We start from the raw sequence: 16,780 nt of genomic DNA on the forward strand, positions 1-16,780 counted from the left end.
TCTCCACTTACCGCCTTCGCGAGCAAGCCCGCTCCCACATTTTTAAGCGCAGCGGCAACCTTCAAACGCAGATTTACCGTCCCCAACCCGTTATTGAGCAGTACGCACATAGACGCAGCCCCGCAGCCTTCCTAAACTGCCGCTTGTCTTGGGGAAAGGGGCAGGCGCCGATGAATCGCAATGAATTACGCAAGGCCGACATCAATCTGATGGTGGTCTTTGAAGCACTGATGCTCGAGCGCAATGTGACGCGGGTTGCGGAGAAGCTGTTTCTCGGCCAACCGACCATCAGTTCGGCCCTCAACCGCCTGCGTACCCTCTTCAACGACCCACTGTTTATTCGTGTCGGCCATCGCATGGAGCCTACGGCGCGCGCCGAGGAGATCATCCAGCACCTGTCGCCGGCCCTCGACTCGCTGTCTTCGGCCCTGAGCCTGACCCATGATTTCGACCCGTCCATCAGCACCATGACTTTCCGCATCGGCCTGTCCGATGACGTTGAGTTCGGCCTGCTGCCACCCTTGCTACGGGCCTTGCGTCAGGAAGCGCCGCAGGTGGTGTTCGTGGTGCAGCATGTGGATTATTGGCGCATTCCCGACCTGCTGGCTTCTGGCGATATTACCGTCGGAATCACCCAGACCCGCGGGTTGCCGGCCAATGCCAAGCGCAAGCTATTGCGGCACATCCGCCCGTGCCTGCTGCGCGCCGATGCCTCGGACACCCCGCTGACCCTTGACGAATATTGCGCACGGCCCCACGTGCTGGTGTCCCACACCGCCAATGTGGCCGGGTTTGCCGATGAGTGGCTGGCAGAGGTGGGCCGCAAACGCCATGTAGTGCTCTCGGTGCCGCAATACAGTTCGTTGCCGGCCTTGCTTGCCGGCACCGACATGATCGCCAGCCTGCCGGATTACACCGCCCAGGCTATGGCCGCCAGCGGGAATCTGTTCTGCGAGCCGTTCCCGTTCGAAACCCCGACCCTGGATTTGTCCATGGTGTGGCTCAGCCACGTTGACACAGACCCGGCGGAACGCTGGATGCGCTCGCGGCTGGAGGCATTCATGAGTGATCGCGGGTTGGTAGCGAATAAAGCCTGAGGTTTATACCCGTGCTAGGGGAAGGAGGGGGGCGCCTCAAGAACGGCTAATCCTGAACGTGCTCTTCTTGAACGGGGTTGCCAATCAGCGACGCACGCAAAATACGGATGCGTTGTTCGGAGTGATAGGCGCCTGCTTCCGTAAACCTGAGGAATGCTCGCGCGCAACACTTACAGCCCCAGACGCTTGAAATATTATAAGGAAAGAAATCAAAGCAGATAGGCGCGTCTTCAGACCAGAAATGGGTACCGTTCGGGTGGTATTCCTCAAGGCTGAGTTCTTGTGCCCTATCGGTCGAGATTTCGCCTAGGAAGCGCAACAGGCTGCTCGCCTCGAGTGTTTTGGGTAAGGTTTCCCACCCCTGCGACAAGCCCCGAATACAAGAGCAGGCAGTAGTCTCCAGCGAAGAGCGTTCGGCAATCTGCCTGATATTTTCTGGCGTGAGTATCATTTTTATGCAGTTCCAGGCAGTAATAGCTCAGATTCGATTCTTGCTTAAAACCAGTTTGTTCAAATAGCTTTCAACTCTGGGTAAAACAAACTGCAGTATCTTCGGCATGGTGTGAATAGGCAGTTGGCAGCATGCAAAATACAACGCCATTGTGGGCGATAAGCTGACACCAAGAGCAGACCATAATAGTCCAACATTTCTATTGCCACCGTTGAGTGCCATGGTGAACTTGGCGATCAATGACCCGGGATATAAGCAGCCCATGAGGAGCTGCAGGCAGACGTTGATGCAATAGGCAATGGCGATCATCGAGATGGCCAACGACGGGGTCTCCAGAATTACCTGCTGCATGCCCGCCATCGTGCCTACTGCAAAGAGGAAAAGCGCGATGACGACAATACCGTCAATAGCCAGGCCGTGCGTGGCGACGAAGGTGTGCGAAAAACGACGTATCAAAATAGCAGCGCCTTCGGCGCCTCCTATCAACACGGCCAGTCTGATCGCCAGATCAACGGGGTTCAAGGAGAGTGAAAGGCCATCAGCGAATAGGTGGAGTATCATCGGAGCGGTGACAGGGATAATTGCCATTGAGCAGAGCGCAGTCACCAGTGACATGGAAGGGTCAAGCCCGAGCATTCTCGCGACGGCTGCATTTCCGCTGGCGGGCGGGGCGGCAACAGCGATGGCTATCGCAAGGGAAAGTTCTTGATTGCCGGTGAGGTAAAGCGAAAGCATTCCAAAAATATAAGGGCAAGCCACCACCATCAGGGCTGGAAATATCAGGGATATTTTCAAGTTTCTGGCTGCAGTGATGACTTCAGCGTTGTTAATACGCAGGAGAGTGCCCAGGACAAATATGAAAACCATGACGGCGAGCAATGGCCTCGCCAAGTCTGCAAGATAGGGAATAGCCAATCCAATTGCGCAACCGCATGCGAGTACGGTAGGCCCTCTGCGCGTAATTTCGGGCAGAATTCTATGCATATGAGTGCTCTCGAGGCGACGTCCCTTTCGGGACGCTGCTATTAGGTACGCAGAGTTATTTCAGGTGTGACAGATGGCGGTGGCGAGTTCCTGGATTGCCTCACGACCAGGCGCCCATCGATCAGAATCGAGGTAATACTTGGAAGGTCACCACTGCTGAAACTTCCAAGTACGCTGGGTTGCGCTCCTCCCAAAGGCCCACAGGCGATCAGAATGTCGGCTTCTCTTCCGACGCCCAGAATCCCCCGATTCAACTTTCTCACCTTGGCGGTGTTACCCGTTGCGAAACAGACGGCCTTTTCCGGTGGAACGTCGCCGAAACTACTGAGCAAGGCAATTGCCCTGAGCATGCCAAGCGCGGGAACCCCACATCCGGCAGGGGAATCCGTGCCAATGACGATACGGTCCAGTTGGTTCATTTCTCGTGCGTAATTCAGGGTGGTGACCGCCGCGAACTCGTTGCCGTTATGTACGATTTCCAGGGCACCCAGACAGCCTTCACACAGGCATCTGATTTGGCTGGGTGCCAGTGCGGTATAGCCGCCATTGATGTGCCCGATGATATCGGGCGCAATTTCAAGGATCTCTTCTGCACCCATGCTCTGGGAGGTAGAAATTGAAGGACCGCCCGTGTGGGTAATGGAAGTCATGCCGTGTTTGCGAGCCATCTTGACCAATTCAGCTGCACGACTGACTGACTTGACCGGGCCTATCCCGACCTCTCCCAGTTGGTTGATGCCTTGAGCAACCATTGCGGCGAAATCCTCATCCGAAAATTCATCGTTGAGCAGTGGCGCGCCGGCTTCCATTTTTATTCCGCTAGGGCGCGCATTGGAGAAAGAGCGCTGCGCTGCGATTGCCATGGCGATAGTACCGACCCTGTCGGTCGGTAGCCCCGGAACGTGCACTTCCCCGGCAGAGATCATGGTCGTCACGCCGCCCTGCAAGGAGTGCCAGATCCAATTGTGGTTGCCAGAGCGCGGGCTGTACTCACCCAGGGTCGGGTGAGTGTGGTTGTCGATCAAACCTGGCATGACCGTGCTCTGCTTGGCGTCAATCACCAGGTCTGCGTGTGAAAAATCCACATCTGCTGCCTGACCCACGTAGGTGATCATTCCATCAACACTGACGAGGGTATCTGCTGTAATGAGTGGAGACGCGAGATCACCCGTGAGGAAAGTGCCTATATTATGAATAATTGATGTATATGGCTTATGGTTCGACATTTAATTTATCTCTTTATATCATCGAGTAACGGGTTCGAATATCCGCGCGCCACACTTGTTGAATGAACGGAAGTTCCACAAGTTGTTCGTGATGAACAAACGCTGGATCCAACGATACGCATGCCCCTCTGGATCGAAACTGGGGGTGAACTTGTCACGCGAATGGAGCATGAAACGATTGTTGATGTACACCAACTTGCCAGGTTGAATGTCCAGCGGCCGCGCTACGCTTTTAAGCGCGTTGTAAAACCTCAACAGGGTATTTTGTGCTTCGTGATCAGCGGCAATTACCATGTCCGGGTAAAACGCAGCAGTGACTCTAGGGTGAGTCAGCGGGCCGCTCAGAATTGGGTACACATGAGTTTCTTTCGCGCCTGCGGCACTGTTCCTCCAGCGGTAGGGCTGACGAATGATGAAATGTTTGCCATATAGGATTTCAATATCGGCCTGTTCCAGAACCTGAAGGGCTTCCCTCGCATCGGCCACCCAGGTTTTCGGGCCCACCCCGGCAGGGTCACCGCGAACGCCGAGAAGCAGAAGAGCCAGCGGCGAGGTGTCTCCACGGGAGTCATAAGCCTGAAAGGCATTTTCGGTGTGCAGGTCCAACTCCAGGTCCGAACCGTTGCCGGTATACTCGCCTACGGCCTCCGGATGCGGTACCAAGTCATTGACCAGTTTTGGCCCCTCATGCTTGATGGAGTAGGGCTCCGCTATCAAACTGCCCAGGGCAACCAGCACATTTTCAGAAAGATAACCACTTTTGAAGTTCAAGCTATTAGCGTCGCCTTGCGGGCTGCCAAATGCGTCATCAATCGGAAGGTTCTCAAATACACAATAAGAAGCATCGTCATCTTTAAGTGATTCAAGCTTTTTTAGAAGTCGCGCGGGAAACTTTTGATAAGCGGTCATGCGAATGAGGTGGATGTAGTCTCGCCCTCCCGTTGGCTCGTAACAAATGTCTATGAGCGCGTCCCGAATACTCTCTTTTTCAACAGCCGTCAGCCAGAAGCTGTTGGCGTCTGCACATGAATCGTCCACACGCACTCCTTTATAGATCTGATTGATTTGTCATGAGTTGAGTTATAAGTAAGTTACGACTTTCAAGCGCTGAGGTGGGGGTCTCCGTATCCACGACCTGACAGTGTCCATGCTTTGATAAGGCCCGACCTGAGTGGGTGACTCAACCTAAGAGCTTATCTGTGTACGCACCGGTGAAATGGTGGGTGTTAAATTGGCCATCAACATCGTAGGGTTGTCCTTCATCGGTGCTGATGATTCTTGATAACCGCCCACGATGGTAGGCAGTCATGAAGTTGAAGAATGGCGTGCTTTCTTCTCTTGTGTCCGTTATTCCGTAAAGCCTCAACTGTTTGGTTATGGCAGCTTCCAGTTGTGGCAACATATACCAAGGGCATGTTGGAAAGCAGTGGTGGGCCGCGTGGTAACCAAAATTCAAAATAATCAGATTGAGGAAGGTAAACTTTCTTGCCACCGGTACGGAGAAGGTATTCTGGATTTCGTAGTGTTTTCCATGGGTTAGCTTTTCTCCCGCCGTATACACCTGCTGGAAAGAATGCTGGAAACAGTCGACGAATCGTACGATGTGTATCCTAAGGAAGGAGGAGGCTTGCCATACCACCACAAGTATCAGGGAGAACCGGGCAAACGTAGCGAAGGCTACAATGTAAATGCACAGGCTTCCAATACCCCTTGCAACTTCGCGCCTGCTGCCGCTGAATATCACGGAGTAAATATTGGTAAGCTTGATCACATAGTAGAAGGCGGGAAGATATATTTTTTCTGCAACAATGATTGCACTGAATAGCCTCGGATGAGCGACAGCAAAGTGACCACTATCGAACCCACCAATATCAATTTTTTCGGCATGATGGCGAACATGATCTTTTCTATAGGCTTCAAATGAAAAGAAAGAGAGGCCGTTAAGGAAAGACAGCAACTCTCCGATGACAGAATTGACTTTCTTCGACTTGAAAACAGAATTGTGCGCGCAATCGTGGCTCAGGTACCAGGACCAGATTTTGGCAAGGGCAATCAAGATAATCGCACCGAGTACCGCAACGATCTGTTGAGTATACGCCAGGAATATGCCCCCTACAGTGAAGGATGCTATTGCACTTAGTATCATCACCGATGGCAACAGTCTTCGCTCTTTAGCTATTGAAATAAGCAGGGTTTTCACGTTGGCGTCTTTGATGGCGCGCAGATAATTATCAGCATACAGTAAAGACATCTCATCACCTTCAAGAGCAAAATCACTGAAACGCTTATTGAGCTGGTTTGGGGGCTAGCATTGAACAACCTATCATGCCTGGACAGGTGTAATCACTTCCGTGCGCATGTGGAACTAACGGCGGGGTTTGAATATGTGTGCATACACAATGCCAGAGATGTATTGCAGGTGTACGGCTGGCTAGGGTTCTTTTGGTGTTGCATCTGGCACCAGTGAAGGTGGTACTAGCGAGACCGTAGCGTGCGTATCCGCGTCCACGGGTTGTTCGCTGCTACTGGATTTGTAGCCGATCAGTATCACGCCGACGATGCACAATAAAACACCGGCAATATTTAAATAAGAGAGTCCTTCTTTAAGCAGAAATACCCCGATAAAGCCGAGCGCAATATTGATAATGGCGCCGGTAACGATATTGCCCGTACTGAGGTCCCATCCACTGCGATACATCATCAAAAAGCCGATTTCCATCATCAAGATGCAAAACGCGATGCCTCCCTGAAGCCAGGTCATTTGCTTCAAGCCCGCGAGTAACGTTCCACTGCCCAAAAAAAACGGCAACATCAAGGTGGACAGGATAACGATCGCCACATAAATACTGACAATTGAAACCAAGGGGTTGATCGTAGACGGTATTTTCTTCATGAGCATGTGATAGCCCACGGTGCCCAGTATCGCTACGATCGCTGATAGATAGAATGTGTATTCTTTACCTAGCACGTTCAATACTCCTACTAGTTGGGTTCAAGTTCACGAAATGTGGTGGTTTCCAAGAACCTCTGGTCCATGTACTCACCCGCGATGATCGCTCCGTATTTCGCAGGACTGCCGTCTGCGCAACAGCTGGGCAGGCACTCCACTTTGGCGGTGTAGTCTGGGTCCATAAAGAACGCCGCCGAATGGCGTAATTTGCCGGAGGTATTTATCACTCGATGCAGCGTTGCCTTGTAACGGTCATTCGTCCAGCGAGACATTAGATCCCCGACATTGACGACAAAGGCATTTGGGATGGGTTTGACTTTGATCCAGGTGCCGTTGGCACTCTGTACCTCTAACCCCCCGGTGGCACTTTCCGAGATCATCGTGATCCAGCCGAAGTCTGTATGCTCTCCAGCACCCATCGGCGCTCCCTGCGTATATTGGGTGGAGGGATAACGCAGGACTCTCAATTGGGCCATCGGCTTCTTGAATTTATCATCGAAGTAATCGATCGGCATATTGAGAGCAAGGGCAAACACGTTTAGCAGTTTTTTTCCGAACGCAAGCATTTGCGAGTGATATTCCCTCATCGCAAGCTTGAAGTCGGGTAATTCCTCTGGCCATACATTGGGGCCGTAAAAAGGTAATTTGGCTTTTACGAACTCGTCGTCAAGCGACAAGTCCGCGGCCATGTCAAAACCCTCTTTGACATCGCCCAATATGCCATCCGACTTATCAGCGCCTTCGCTAAAGTAGCCACGCATATAGGGGGATTTATGAATTTCGATTTTTTCCTTGGCCTGAACAGGCAGGTCAAAAAACGATTCTATTTGAGAGAAGACAGTTGAAATAAGCGTGTTATCTACACCGTGATTGACGACGGTGAAAAATCCGACCTCCCTGCACGCGTTGTCGATCTCCTTTACTAGACGTGGTGATATCTCTGCTCCCTGCGTCAAACTACCGACGTCAATGATAGGTATGTTCTTTTCCATGAATGCACCATGTGCTCTAAAAAAGGCGCAACGAGACCTACTCCATGAACGCTGAAGTGCACTCAGGGATAGACCGTATATAGGCCAGTGTCATTTAGTTAGACTAAAGAATTTCGTCAATCCGCAAGCGCAGTCAGTATGGACTCGACATTCTCGATCGACGCGCCTCCTGTTACCGGCTAGGTGGCGTAGCCTAGAATTCACTTCTATGAAAGCGAAGGCAAATCAGATAAAGTAAGCCTGGCTTAGTTTTTTTACCATGGAAGGGGGATTGATTAATGTTCGCAAAATTGCCGTTGACAGCCATTCGTGCATTTGAATCTGCCGCAAGACTCGGTGGGTTTAAAGCAGCCTCCGCGGAGTTGTTTGTTACCCCAGCGGCAGTATCACAACAAATAAAAACACTTGAAAACTTACTGGGCAGTATGCTTTTTGTACGCACTCCCCACGGTGTTCAACTCACAGCGAACGGTGAGAGGCTATATTCAAAGGTGCATCTTTCGTTTCTGGATATAAGCGGTAGTATGTCTTCGCTCAAGCCACCCGCCGACTCCAACACACTCCGAGTTTCTACCACGCCGGCATTTGCGTCTTTATGGTTGATCCCTCGGCTGGCGAAATTTTATAGCGAACATCCAGACATTCATGTCAGTGTTGAAACCAGTAATGAAGTGGTGGATTTGTTTCGTGACTCATCTGTTGATTTAGCGATTCGTTGTGGGTTTCGCGATTTTCCAGACTTGTACAGCCACGCGCTTATGCGCGAACAGTTTGGTGTTTTCTCTCATGCCCACTGGAGGCAAGAGGAAGTTGAAGCTTCTTTGAAACTTATAAATATACGTTGGGCTACGTCATCGCCCGCTTCAATTAGTTGGGCGTCCTGGTGCGCGGCTGCGAATCATGAAAGTTGGCTATCAAACGCGGTCTATCGTGAATACAACGATGAGCATTTTGCGCTCCAGGCCGCTATTGCCGGGCATGGCTTGACGCTGGCGAGCACGGTCTTGGCGGCAGACTATGTTGCGAATGGATTGCTGATTCCTTACAGGCCCGACATCAAGATTCCGGGCGCGCAGTTTTCAGCTGTATGCGTGCCGGGGCGTGAGCGTTCAGGTGCCGTAAAGCAGTTTCTGGCGTGGATGGTCAAAGTAATAGCAGACTGCCATATCGATTGCCCTGTCGCTCGGGATGTCGCGTCGCAGGCTGTCATTAAGCGCCGAACGTCACTGGCTATCTGATTAGGGGGGTGGAGAGCTTGATCAGGCGCGTTCCTATAACAAACCCTGATCCGCACACACCTTCACCACTTGTTCCCGAAACCAGGTATTGGCGCTGTCCTGCCCACTGGTTTCGTTCCACTGCATATCCAGGGTGAACCCCGGCAAACCGTTAGGTGCTTCGCAAACACCGAATGCCGGCGCTGGTGCCAGTAACTTTTGCACGCGGCGGGGCAAGGTGACGATGAAATCGGTGCCGGCAATCATCTTCAATGCCGCGCTGTAGCTGTTGGCCCGTGCAATCACCTGACGCTTGCGGGCCTGGCGCGCAAGCCAGCCATCGATCATGTTGGTGTCGGAGGTCCACGGCGTAGGGAATACGTGGCGCCGCTCAACGAAGGATTGCAGGCTGAACGCCTGTTCTCTCGGCGCTGAGCGTTGGTCGCACACGCAGACCAAGTCGTCCTCCAACAGCATCTGGGTCTTGAAGTCTTTGTGAGCGCGGTGAAAGTGCGGGCCGAAGCAGATCACCAGGTCCAGGCGACCTTCACGCAGGTCGTCGGCGGGGATGTCGGTTTCCAGCTTCTGCACATTGACGATTACCGGCAGGTCGGCATGGTCGAAGCGCTTCAGCAGGCGCGGGAGGATCAACTGTTCGAAATATTCCGGCGCGCACACATTGAAGGTCACGGCCTGTTGGGTCGGATCAAAAGCCTGGCCACCGGCATGGCACAGGTTGATGCTTTCCAGAATCTTGTGCACGTGCTCGTACATGGTGGTGGCCTTGTACGTAGGACGCATGCCTGCGCGGGTGTTGATAAACAGCTCATCTTCAAAGCTGGTGCGCAGCTTCTTCAGGCTATAGCTCACGGTGGACTGGCTGACGAACAGCGTTTCAGACACCTCGGTAACGCTGCTCTGGTCGTAGACGGCGATGAACACCATCAAATCCTGCATATCGAGCTTTCTGAGCAAGTTACTGTTTAGCATCGGTTTCGTCCGTAAACCCTTTGTACCGAACTCAGTACAAGACTGAGCAAAATGTTAACGGAACGCTCGTACCAATAGAAAGCTCTGTAGGACCCTTCAATGTTTTGTGTGGGACAAAAAATGTTTGTAATACGACGTCAGCGGATATGGCGTGCGTAATGCGCCGGGTTGAACCGCATGACGATCAGCAGCATCAGCCCGCTCACTGCCATCAATGACCACCAGGCCCATTCGAAGCTGCCCAATTGGTCGCGGATCATGCCGGCGATGAGCGGCGACAGGCCGGCGATCAGATAACCGATGCCCTGCACAAACGCGGTAAGGCCACCGGCGCGGCGCGGGTTGTCGAGGTGGTCCAGGGACAGGATCAGGCTCATCGGAAACAGGCCGCCAATCCCCAGGCCGAGCAGGCATGGCCACAACAGGCTCCAGTGTTGCGGACTGAGAATGAGCCCGCAGAAACCCAGGATGATCAGCACCAGCAACACCGCCACCACGCTACGCTTATCCTGGCGGCGGTTGGCGATGGCCGGGGTGACCAGGCCGGAGATCACTTCCATGGCGGTCAAGAAGCCCAGCAGCAAGCCGGCATTCTGTTCACTCCAACCCTGCTCGACGTAGTAGGGCGCCAGCCACGCCAGCACACAGGTGTAGGACGCGGTGCCGAGGCCAAAAAAGATCGCCAGCAACCAGGCGCGGCGATTGCTGAAAAAAGCCTCCTGAGGGCCCGAGCCGGCTTGAGGCAACGGCGGCAGTGCCGCACGCTGGGCATACCAGAACACCAGGGCCAGCAACGCCAGCAGTGCCCAGATAGCCAGGCCGATACGCCAACTGCCGGTCCGGGCTTGCACCAACGGCGAGAACGAAGCAGCCAGAGCCGCGCCGCCCATGATCGCGGTGACATACAGGCCCATGAATAACGAGACATTGGCACTGAACCGCGACTTGATCAGCGCCGGCATCAATGCCTGAATCAGCGCAATGCCGACTCCCGCCGCGATGGCACTCACGATGAGTTCCAGTGCCGAATCCAGGAACAACCGCGACAAGGTCGCCAGCCCAATCACCAGCAGCGACAGCACAATGCTGCGATGCTCGCCCACGCGCTTGGCCAAGTCCATGCCAAAGAACATCGCCAGGCCCATGGCCATGACCGGCAACATGGTCAGTAAGGCGGCGCTGCTGAAACTTAGCGGCACATCCGCACGAATCGACGCCAGCAAGGGCCCCACGGCCGCCATCGAGGGGCGCAAGTTGAGAGCGACGAGCACTACGCTGATCATCAGCCATAGTGCGGAGGTGGATTTTGCCTGAACGTTTTCCATGGGCCTGCCTTGAATGAACAAGGGCGAATCAGGCCATGGAGCGTGCAGCGGGGCAAATCAGAAAGTCGCAGGGGCTATTGAAAAAATGCAGATGCCGAGGGGTGAGGTAAGCGCGCATTGGGCGCTGGCTGGCAGGGCGTCACGGGAGCAAGCTCCCTCGCCACAGGTCCAGCGTTGCGGGATTACAGATTCGTCAACTCCCACCGCCCTTGGTCGATTTCAAGCAGCGTCGGCCCCTGGCGATCAGCAGCAGCATGCAATGCGGTGCGAAGATGTTCGATGCCGCGGATGCTTTCTGCCGCGCAACCCAAGGCCGTGGCCACGCCGATAAAGTCCGGCGTGTAGATGTCCACACCCACCGGCTCGATGTCACGGTTGACCATGTACTTCTTGATCTCTTCATAACCCTGGTTATTCCACAACAGCACAATCACAGGAGTACGGGCCTCCACCGCGCTGGCCAGTTCCGGCAAGGTGAATTGCAAACCGCCGTCGCCGATCAGGCACACCACCGGTTGGCCATCGCCGCGCCCGAGCCAGGCACCCATGGCGGCGGGCAGGGCATAACCCAGGGTGCCGTAACCGGTGGAGGCGTTGAACCACCGACGTGGGTGGTCGAGGTTCAGGGTCAGGTTGCCGCTGTACACCGGTTGAGTGGAGTCGCCCACGAACATCACGCCGGGCAATTCCTCCAGAACCGCGTTGAGAAACCGGGTTTGCGCACGCGTCGCAGCGTCCCAGGCAGGTTCCAGCTCGGCCCACAAACGGGAGACGCGTGCTGCACCCCAGTCGGCAGTGCGCGGCGCCAGCGGCTGGCGGTTGATTTCGGTAAGCAGGGCTTGGGCGGCAATGCGCGCATCGGCCACCAGTGCCACTTGGGGCGGGTAGTTGCGTACGGTCTGGTCCGGGTCGATATCGATGCGCAGCAGCGTTCCGGGAATGTTGAAACCGCCGGCGAAGGTGACGTCGTAGTCGGTCTCCGCCAACTCGGTGCCGATCGCCAATACCACGTCAGCTTCAGCCACCAAGGCACGGGTGGCGGGCAGTGTCTGCGTGGAGCCGATGAGCAGCGGGTGCGCGGCGGGCAACATACCCTTGGCGTTAATGGTCAAGGCCACGGGCGCGCCGAGGGTTTCTGCGAGGTGGGTCAGTTCGGTGGCGCCGTCAATGGCGCCGCCACCGGCCAGGATCAGCGGGCGCTTGGCCGCAGCCAGCCACTGGCGCATCTGCTCAATGGCAGCCGGTGCTGCGCCGGCACGGGTGACGCTGACAGGCGTGCTGCCCAGCAACGCGTCGGCATTTTCCACCAACACATCCAGGGGGATCTCGATATGCACCGGGCGCGGCCGACCAGCCTGGAACAACGCAAACGCCCGCGCCAGCACGGCGGGCAGTTCGGCCGCTGACATCAAGGTATGGGAGAACGCCGCCACCCCGGCCACCAGCGCGCTCTGGTTCGGCAGTTCATGCAACTTGCCGCGCCCGCCGCCCAACTGGCTGCGTGCCTGCACGCTGGAAATCACCAGCATCGGGATCGAGTCGGCATAGGCCTGGCCCATGGCGGTGGTGATATTGGTCATGCCGGGGCCGGTGATGATAAAGCACACGCCGGGCTTGCCAGAGGTGCGCGCATAACCGTCGGCCATGAAGCCGGCGCCCTGTTCGTGGCGCGGGGTGATATGCCGAATACTGGAGCGCGCCAGGCCCCGGTACAGCTCCACGGTGTGCACGCCGGGAATGCCGAACACGTGGTCCACGCCGTAGCGTTCCAGGAGGTGCACCAATACTTCGCCGCAGGTCGCCATACAGGTCGCTCTTGTGATGGATTCGAAGCGCTATTGGAGCGGTTGGCCAGTGGCGGCAACAATCGATAAAAAGTCATACTCGCCATGTCCTCCCGTCATGGCTGCACCCCGATGAAACGCCTCCCTCCGTTACCTGCGTTGCACACCTTCTGGGTCACGGCCCAGTGCTGCAACTTCACCCGTGCCGCCGAACACCTGCACATCACCCAGGGCGCGGTGAGCCGGCAGGTGGCCGGGTTGGAAAGCCAGTTGGGCTATGCCCTGTTTCAGCGCCAGGCGCGGGGCTTGAGCCTGACGGAGGAGGGGCGCGAATGGCTGGCGTGCGCGCAACAGGTGTTTGGCTTGCTCGCTGACGCGGTGGAGCACATCGGTGACCGGCGCCGCACCTTGCAGCTCAAAGCGTCCACCTGCGTGATGCGCTGGTTGTTGCCGCGCTTGCTGCAATGGCAAAAAGAACGCCCGGATGTGCCGGTGGAGCTCACCACGACGGTGGCCTATAACGTCGACTTTCGTCGTGAGACGTTTGACGCGGCGGTGATCTACGGGCCCATCGCCGAGCAGTCGGCCGAGGCGCGGCACTTATTCGACGAGCGCCTAACGCCGGTCTGCGTGCCTGGGTTGCTGGGCAGTTTGCGTACGCCGCAGGATTTGCAGCATCAGGTACTGTTGCACCCGACCCGAGACGAGCGCGATTGGACGTTGTGGCTCAAGGCTGCCAATGCCTGCTTGAGCGATCCCATCCAACGGCACCACTTCGAAACCTTGGACTTGGCAATGACCGTAGCGTCCCAGGGCACCGGGGTGGCGATGGGCGACAGTGCGCTGATTGGCGAGGATCTGAAGGCGGGGCGGTTGGCGATGCCGTTTGAACTGCGGGTGTCGACGGGGATGGGGTATTTCCTGGTGTATCCGCCGGGGACGGAACCGTCGGTTGGGTTGGTCGCGCTGATGGATTGGTTGGTGAGTGAGGCCAGTGCGTGAGCTGGCTTGCCCGTACATCGCCCTATGTAGGAGCGAGCTTGCTCGCGAAAAACGTCAACGATAACGCCTACATCCTGAATGAACGCGGCGCCTGTGAGTTTTTCGCGAGCAAGCTCGCTCCTACAAAAAAGGCAAGCCAGCGTTGGGTCAGTAACCGACCGTAAAGCGCTGGCGCGAGTGCTTCGGTGTCTCCACTTCATCCAGCATGGCGATGGCGAAGTCGGCAAAACTGATCGAACTGTTGCCGTCACTGTCCATCAGCAGATCATCCGTGCCCAGGCGGAATTTGCCCGTGCGCTCGGTGCCGTCGAACAGGGCCGATGGCGACAGGAAGGTCCAGTCCAGCTCCTTTTCCTGACGCAACGTTTCCAGGAAGTCAGCCCCGGCACTGGCTTCAGCTTTATATTCAGCCGGGAACCCTTCGCTGTCGATCACGCGCCCGCCACCGGGCAACAACAGCGAACCTGCGCCGCCGACCACCAACAAACGTTTCACCCCGGCCTTTTTCACCGGGCCGATCACGGCGCTGGCGGGAAGGGTGGCGAAGTGCGCCGCGCTGACCACCACGTCGCTACCGCTGATGGCGTGTTGCAAGGCCTCGGCATCCAGGGCATCAACCTGTTTGACCGTAACGCCTGGGCGCACAGCCAGCTTGTCGGTATTGCGGGCGATGGCGGTGACGGTATGCCCGCGACGCAGCGCTTCTTCCAGCAGTTGGCTACCGGCGCGGCCGGTGGCACCAATGATTGCAATCTTGCTCATGATGTTCTCCAACAGGGTTAAGGTTTAAAGCCAGTTACCACTTCATTTCGCCCTTGGCGACTTTGGCGCTCAGTTCCAGCGAGCTTTCGTCGGCGAGGGTGGGGTAGCGTTTTTTCATGGCCGCAATCAGGGCGGCGGAGTCCTTGGCCTTGGCGGTTTCGAGGTCGAAGGCCTTGATGTAATCGGCGGTGAAGTTGACCGAGGCCAGCGATGGCGTGCCCAGGTAATGGCCTGGCACCACGGTGTTCGGTTTCAGGTCTTCAATGCGCTTGAGGGTGGCCAACCAGTCTTTATGGGATTGCGCGCTCTGGGTATCAGCCATCCAGACGTGGATGTTTTCAGCGATAACCACACCACCAACCACGGCTTTGATCGACGGGATCCACACAAAGCTGCGATCTGGCTGCGGGCCGTCGAGGCCCACCACTTCAAGCTGCTGTCCTTCCAGGGTCAGGCTGTGGCCTTTAAGTACCTGCGGTACAAGGGTCTTGGCCGGTTTGTCTGCGCCCATTTTCGGGCCCCAGAAGGCCAGCTTGTCGGCGACAGTGGCGTTGATATGGTCGACCACCGGCTGCGGCGCCAGCACCTTGGCGTCGGGGAAAGCGGCGGTGAGGGTGTCCAGGCCGAAGTAGTAGTCCGGGTCGCCATGGCTGATGTAGATGGTGGTCAGGCGTTTGCCGCTCGCGCGGATCTTCTGCACCAGTTGCTCGGCTTGGCCTTTGCCGAATTGCGCATCCACCAGGATCGCGTCTTTCTCGCCGCTCACCAGCACCGAGCTGACCGGGAAGATCGCGGCTTCGCCTGGGTTGTACACGTCCAGTTTCAGCTCTGCCGCCGCAGCGTGGGCAGCGAATGCCAGGGCGGCAGTAGCCAGGGTCAAGCGTTTGAAGGTCGAGAACATCGGGCAGCTCCTGCCATAGATAAGGGATGCACAGAGCTTAGTTGCATAAAACGCGACAAAAAATGCGATGCTGGGACATAGTTTGTTTCTAAAATCGGGCAAATCATGGATCGTCTTCAAGCAATGCGCGTGTTTGTCACCGTGGTGGACCTGGGCAGCCAATCCGCCGCCGCCGACCACCTTGACCTGTCGCGCCCGGTGGTCTCGCGTTACCTGGCGGAGCTGGAAGACTGGGTGGGCGCACGCCTGCTGCACCGCACCACGCGCAAGCTCAGCCTCACTGCCGCCGGGGGTGAAACACTACCGCGTTGCCGGCAATTGTTGGATTTGTGTGGGGATATGCAGGCCGCCGTCAGCGAACCCGATGACGCGCCCCGAGGTCTGTTGCGCCTGAGCGTCAGCACCTCGTTCGGCCAGGCGCAGCTGGGCGCGGCGATTGCCGAATACGTCAAGCTTTACCCCCTGGTGACGATGGATTTGCAGATGCTTGATCGCACGGTGAACCTGGTGGACGAGCGCATCGACCTGGCGATCCGCACCAGCAACGATCTGGACCCCAACCTGATCGCCCGGCGCCTGACCGTATGTCGCTCGGTGGTGTGCGCCACACCGGCTTATCTGCGCGAGCATCCGGCGCCGCAGAAAGTCGAAGACCTGGCCCGGCACAATTGCCTGACTCACTCCTACTTCGGCAAGAGCCTGTGGCATTTCGAAGAAAACGGAGAGCACGTGTCGGTGCCGGTCCACGGCAATATCACGGCCAACGAGGCCAGCACGTTAATGCGCGTGACGCTGGCCGGGGCAGGTGTGGCGATGCTGCCCAGTTATCAGGCCGGCGAGCTGATTCGCAGTGGGGAGTTGGTGCGCTTGCTGCCGCACGCCGAGCCACGACAAATGAACATCTATGCGGTGTACGCCTCACGCAAACACATGCCTTCGGCGTTGCGTAGCCTCCTGGATTTCCTGGTGCTGCGCTTTCCCGAAGAGCCAGTTTGGGATGTCTGGCTTTGAGCTGAAATAAGCGCGCTGAATGGCATCGCATCAGGGCAAGTTGACCTATGCTTTAAACAGCACCCTGTAGATCCGTTCAGAGGTCTGT

Annotated in this window: 16 protein-coding genes; 4 read left to right on the forward strand and 12 right to left on the reverse strand. The window is 56.3% G+C overall.

Annotated elements, in window-relative coordinates; genetic code table 11:
- Positions 1-170: 170 nt before the first annotated feature.
- Positions 171-1,097 carry a LysR substrate-binding domain-containing protein gene (locus OC445_RS04560; protein WP_003189553.1) on the forward strand — a complete coding sequence of 309 codons (927 nt, stop codon included), beginning with the start codon at positions 171-173 and terminating at the stop codon, positions 1,095-1,097.
- Between the two features lie 46 nt (positions 1,098-1,143).
- On the opposite strand, the gene OC445_RS04565 is transcribed toward OC445_RS04560, so the two are convergent.
- From OC445_RS04565 to OC445_RS04595, 7 genes are all read right to left on the reverse strand, one after another.
- On the reverse strand, positions 1,144-1,548 hold the full coding sequence (locus OC445_RS04565; protein WP_054897598.1) for a hypothetical protein: 405 nt from the start codon (positions 1,546-1,548) through the stop codon (positions 1,144-1,146).
- A gap of 27 nt (positions 1,549-1,575) precedes the next feature.
- Positions 1,576-2,463, reverse strand: a complete 888-nt coding sequence (locus OC445_RS04570; RefSeq protein WP_229999924.1) for a hypothetical protein — start codon at positions 2,461-2,463, stop codon at positions 1,576-1,578.
- Between the two features lie 110 nt (positions 2,464-2,573).
- Positions 2,574-3,758, reverse strand: coding sequence for an amidohydrolase family protein (locus OC445_RS04575; protein ID WP_054897596.1), 1,185 nt, complete (start codon positions 3,756-3,758; stop codon positions 2,574-2,576).
- Positions 3,759-3,776: 18 nt separating this feature from the next.
- Positions 3,777-4,796 carry a TauD/TfdA family dioxygenase gene (locus tag OC445_RS04580; protein WP_082423408.1) on the reverse strand — a complete coding sequence of 340 codons (1,020 nt, stop codon included), beginning with the start codon at positions 4,794-4,796 and terminating at the stop codon, positions 3,777-3,779.
- Positions 4,797-4,938: 142 nt separating this feature from the next.
- The gene (locus tag OC445_RS04585) at positions 4,939-6,009 is read right to left on the reverse strand and encodes a fatty acid desaturase family protein (protein ID WP_054897595.1); all 1,071 of its coding nucleotides are present in this window, start codon (positions 6,007-6,009) and stop codon (positions 4,939-4,941) included.
- A 180-nt stretch (positions 6,010-6,189) separates the two neighbouring features.
- Complete coding sequence (locus OC445_RS04590; protein WP_057975672.1) at positions 6,190-6,726, reverse strand: hypothetical protein; 537 nt, start codon at positions 6,724-6,726, stop codon at positions 6,190-6,192.
- Positions 6,727-6,740: 14 nt separating this feature from the next.
- Positions 6,741-7,700: an isopenicillin N synthase family dioxygenase gene (locus OC445_RS04595; RefSeq protein ID WP_034126602.1), complete on the reverse strand. Its 960-nt coding sequence runs from the start codon at positions 7,698-7,700 to the stop codon at positions 6,741-6,743.
- 278 nt (positions 7,701-7,978) lie between these two features.
- On the opposite strand from OC445_RS04595, the gene OC445_RS04600 reads away from it, so the two are divergent.
- Positions 7,979-8,938, forward strand: a complete 960-nt coding sequence (locus OC445_RS04600) for a LysR substrate-binding domain-containing protein (protein WP_054898844.1) — start codon at positions 7,979-7,981, stop codon at positions 8,936-8,938.
- A 33-nt stretch (positions 8,939-8,971) separates the two neighbouring features.
- Here the strand turns inward: OC445_RS04600 and OC445_RS04605 are convergent, their stop codons facing one another.
- From OC445_RS04605 to OC445_RS04615, 3 genes are all read right to left on the reverse strand, one after another.
- Positions 8,972-9,907, reverse strand: coding sequence for a LysR family transcriptional regulator (locus OC445_RS04605; protein ID WP_034126603.1), 936 nt, complete (start codon positions 9,905-9,907; stop codon positions 8,972-8,974).
- A 137-nt stretch (positions 9,908-10,044) separates the two neighbouring features.
- Positions 10,045-11,232 (reverse strand): cyanate transporter, encoded by a 1,188-nt coding sequence (locus tag OC445_RS04610; RefSeq protein ID WP_054898843.1) that lies wholly within the window; start codon positions 11,230-11,232, stop codon positions 10,045-10,047.
- Positions 11,233-11,414: 182 nt separating this feature from the next.
- Positions 11,415-13,037, reverse strand: coding sequence for a 5-guanidino-2-oxopentanoate decarboxylase (locus tag OC445_RS04615; RefSeq protein WP_054898842.1), 1,623 nt, complete (start codon positions 13,035-13,037; stop codon positions 11,415-11,417).
- A 111-nt stretch (positions 13,038-13,148) separates the two neighbouring features.
- Here OC445_RS04615 and OC445_RS04620 point away from each other — a divergent pair, with 111 nt between their 5' ends.
- Positions 13,149-14,018 carry a LysR substrate-binding domain-containing protein gene (locus tag OC445_RS04620; RefSeq protein ID WP_252950333.1) on the forward strand — a complete coding sequence of 290 codons (870 nt, stop codon included), beginning with the start codon at positions 13,149-13,151 and terminating at the stop codon, positions 14,016-14,018.
- A 147-nt stretch (positions 14,019-14,165) separates the two neighbouring features.
- On the opposite strand, the gene OC445_RS04625 is transcribed toward OC445_RS04620, so the two are convergent.
- On the reverse strand, positions 14,166-14,780 hold the full coding sequence (locus OC445_RS04625) for an NAD(P)-dependent oxidoreductase (RefSeq protein WP_262019976.1): 615 nt from the start codon (positions 14,778-14,780) through the stop codon (positions 14,166-14,168).
- Positions 14,781-14,814: 34 nt separating this feature from the next.
- On the reverse strand, positions 14,815-15,681 hold the full coding sequence (locus OC445_RS04630) for an MBL fold metallo-hydrolase (RefSeq protein WP_060764432.1): 867 nt from the start codon (positions 15,679-15,681) through the stop codon (positions 14,815-14,817).
- 105 nt (positions 15,682-15,786) lie between these two features.
- On the opposite strand from OC445_RS04630, the gene OC445_RS04635 reads away from it, so the two are divergent.
- Entirely contained in the window at positions 15,787-16,692 is a 906-nt protein-coding gene (locus OC445_RS04635) for a LysR family transcriptional regulator (RefSeq protein ID WP_198791483.1), read from the forward strand.
- Positions 16,693-16,780: the final 88 nt, after the last annotated feature.

This window comes from Pseudomonas sp. Pse35 (genome assembly GCF_024519715.1).
Classification (GTDB): domain Bacteria; phylum Pseudomonadota; class Gammaproteobacteria; order Pseudomonadales; family Pseudomonadaceae; genus Aquipseudomonas; species Aquipseudomonas paracarnis.

Coding starts and splice junctions, on each gene's coding strand:
- OC445_RS04615 (WP_054898842.1), bottom strand. CDS start 13,037: ATGGCGACCTGCGGCGAAGTATTGGTGCACCTCCTGGAACGCTACGGC.
- OC445_RS04575 (WP_054897596.1), bottom strand. CDS start 3,758: ATGTCGAACCATAAGCCATATACATCAATTATTCATAATATAGGCACT.
- OC445_RS04625 (WP_262019976.1), bottom strand. CDS start 14,780: ATGAGCAAGATTGCAATCATTGGTGCCACCGGCCGCGCCGGTAGCCAA.
- OC445_RS04595 (WP_034126602.1), bottom strand. CDS start 7,700: ATGGAAAAGAACATACCTATCATTGACGTCGGTAGTTTGACGCAGGGA.
- OC445_RS04585 (WP_054897595.1), bottom strand. CDS start 6,009: ATGTCTTTACTGTATGCTGATAATTATCTGCGCGCCATCAAAGACGCC.
- OC445_RS04560 (WP_003189553.1), top strand. CDS start 171: ATGAATCGCAATGAATTACGCAAGGCCGACATCAATCTGATGGTGGTC.
- OC445_RS04630 (WP_060764432.1), bottom strand. CDS start 15,681: ATGTTCTCGACCTTCAAACGCTTGACCCTGGCTACTGCCGCCCTGGCA.
- OC445_RS04635 (WP_198791483.1), top strand. CDS start 15,787: ATGGATCGTCTTCAAGCAATGCGCGTGTTTGTCACCGTGGTGGACCTG.
- OC445_RS04565 (WP_054897598.1), bottom strand. CDS start 1,548: ATGATACTCACGCCAGAAAATATCAGGCAGATTGCCGAACGCTCTTCG.
- OC445_RS04605 (WP_034126603.1), bottom strand. CDS start 9,907: ATGCTAAACAGTAACTTGCTCAGAAAGCTCGATATGCAGGATTTGATG.
- OC445_RS04610 (WP_054898843.1), bottom strand. CDS start 11,232: ATGGAAAACGTTCAGGCAAAATCCACCTCCGCACTATGGCTGATGATC.
- OC445_RS04600 (WP_054898844.1), top strand. CDS start 7,979: ATGTTCGCAAAATTGCCGTTGACAGCCATTCGTGCATTTGAATCTGCC.
- OC445_RS04620 (WP_252950333.1), top strand. CDS start 13,149: ATGAAACGCCTCCCTCCGTTACCTGCGTTGCACACCTTCTGGGTCACG.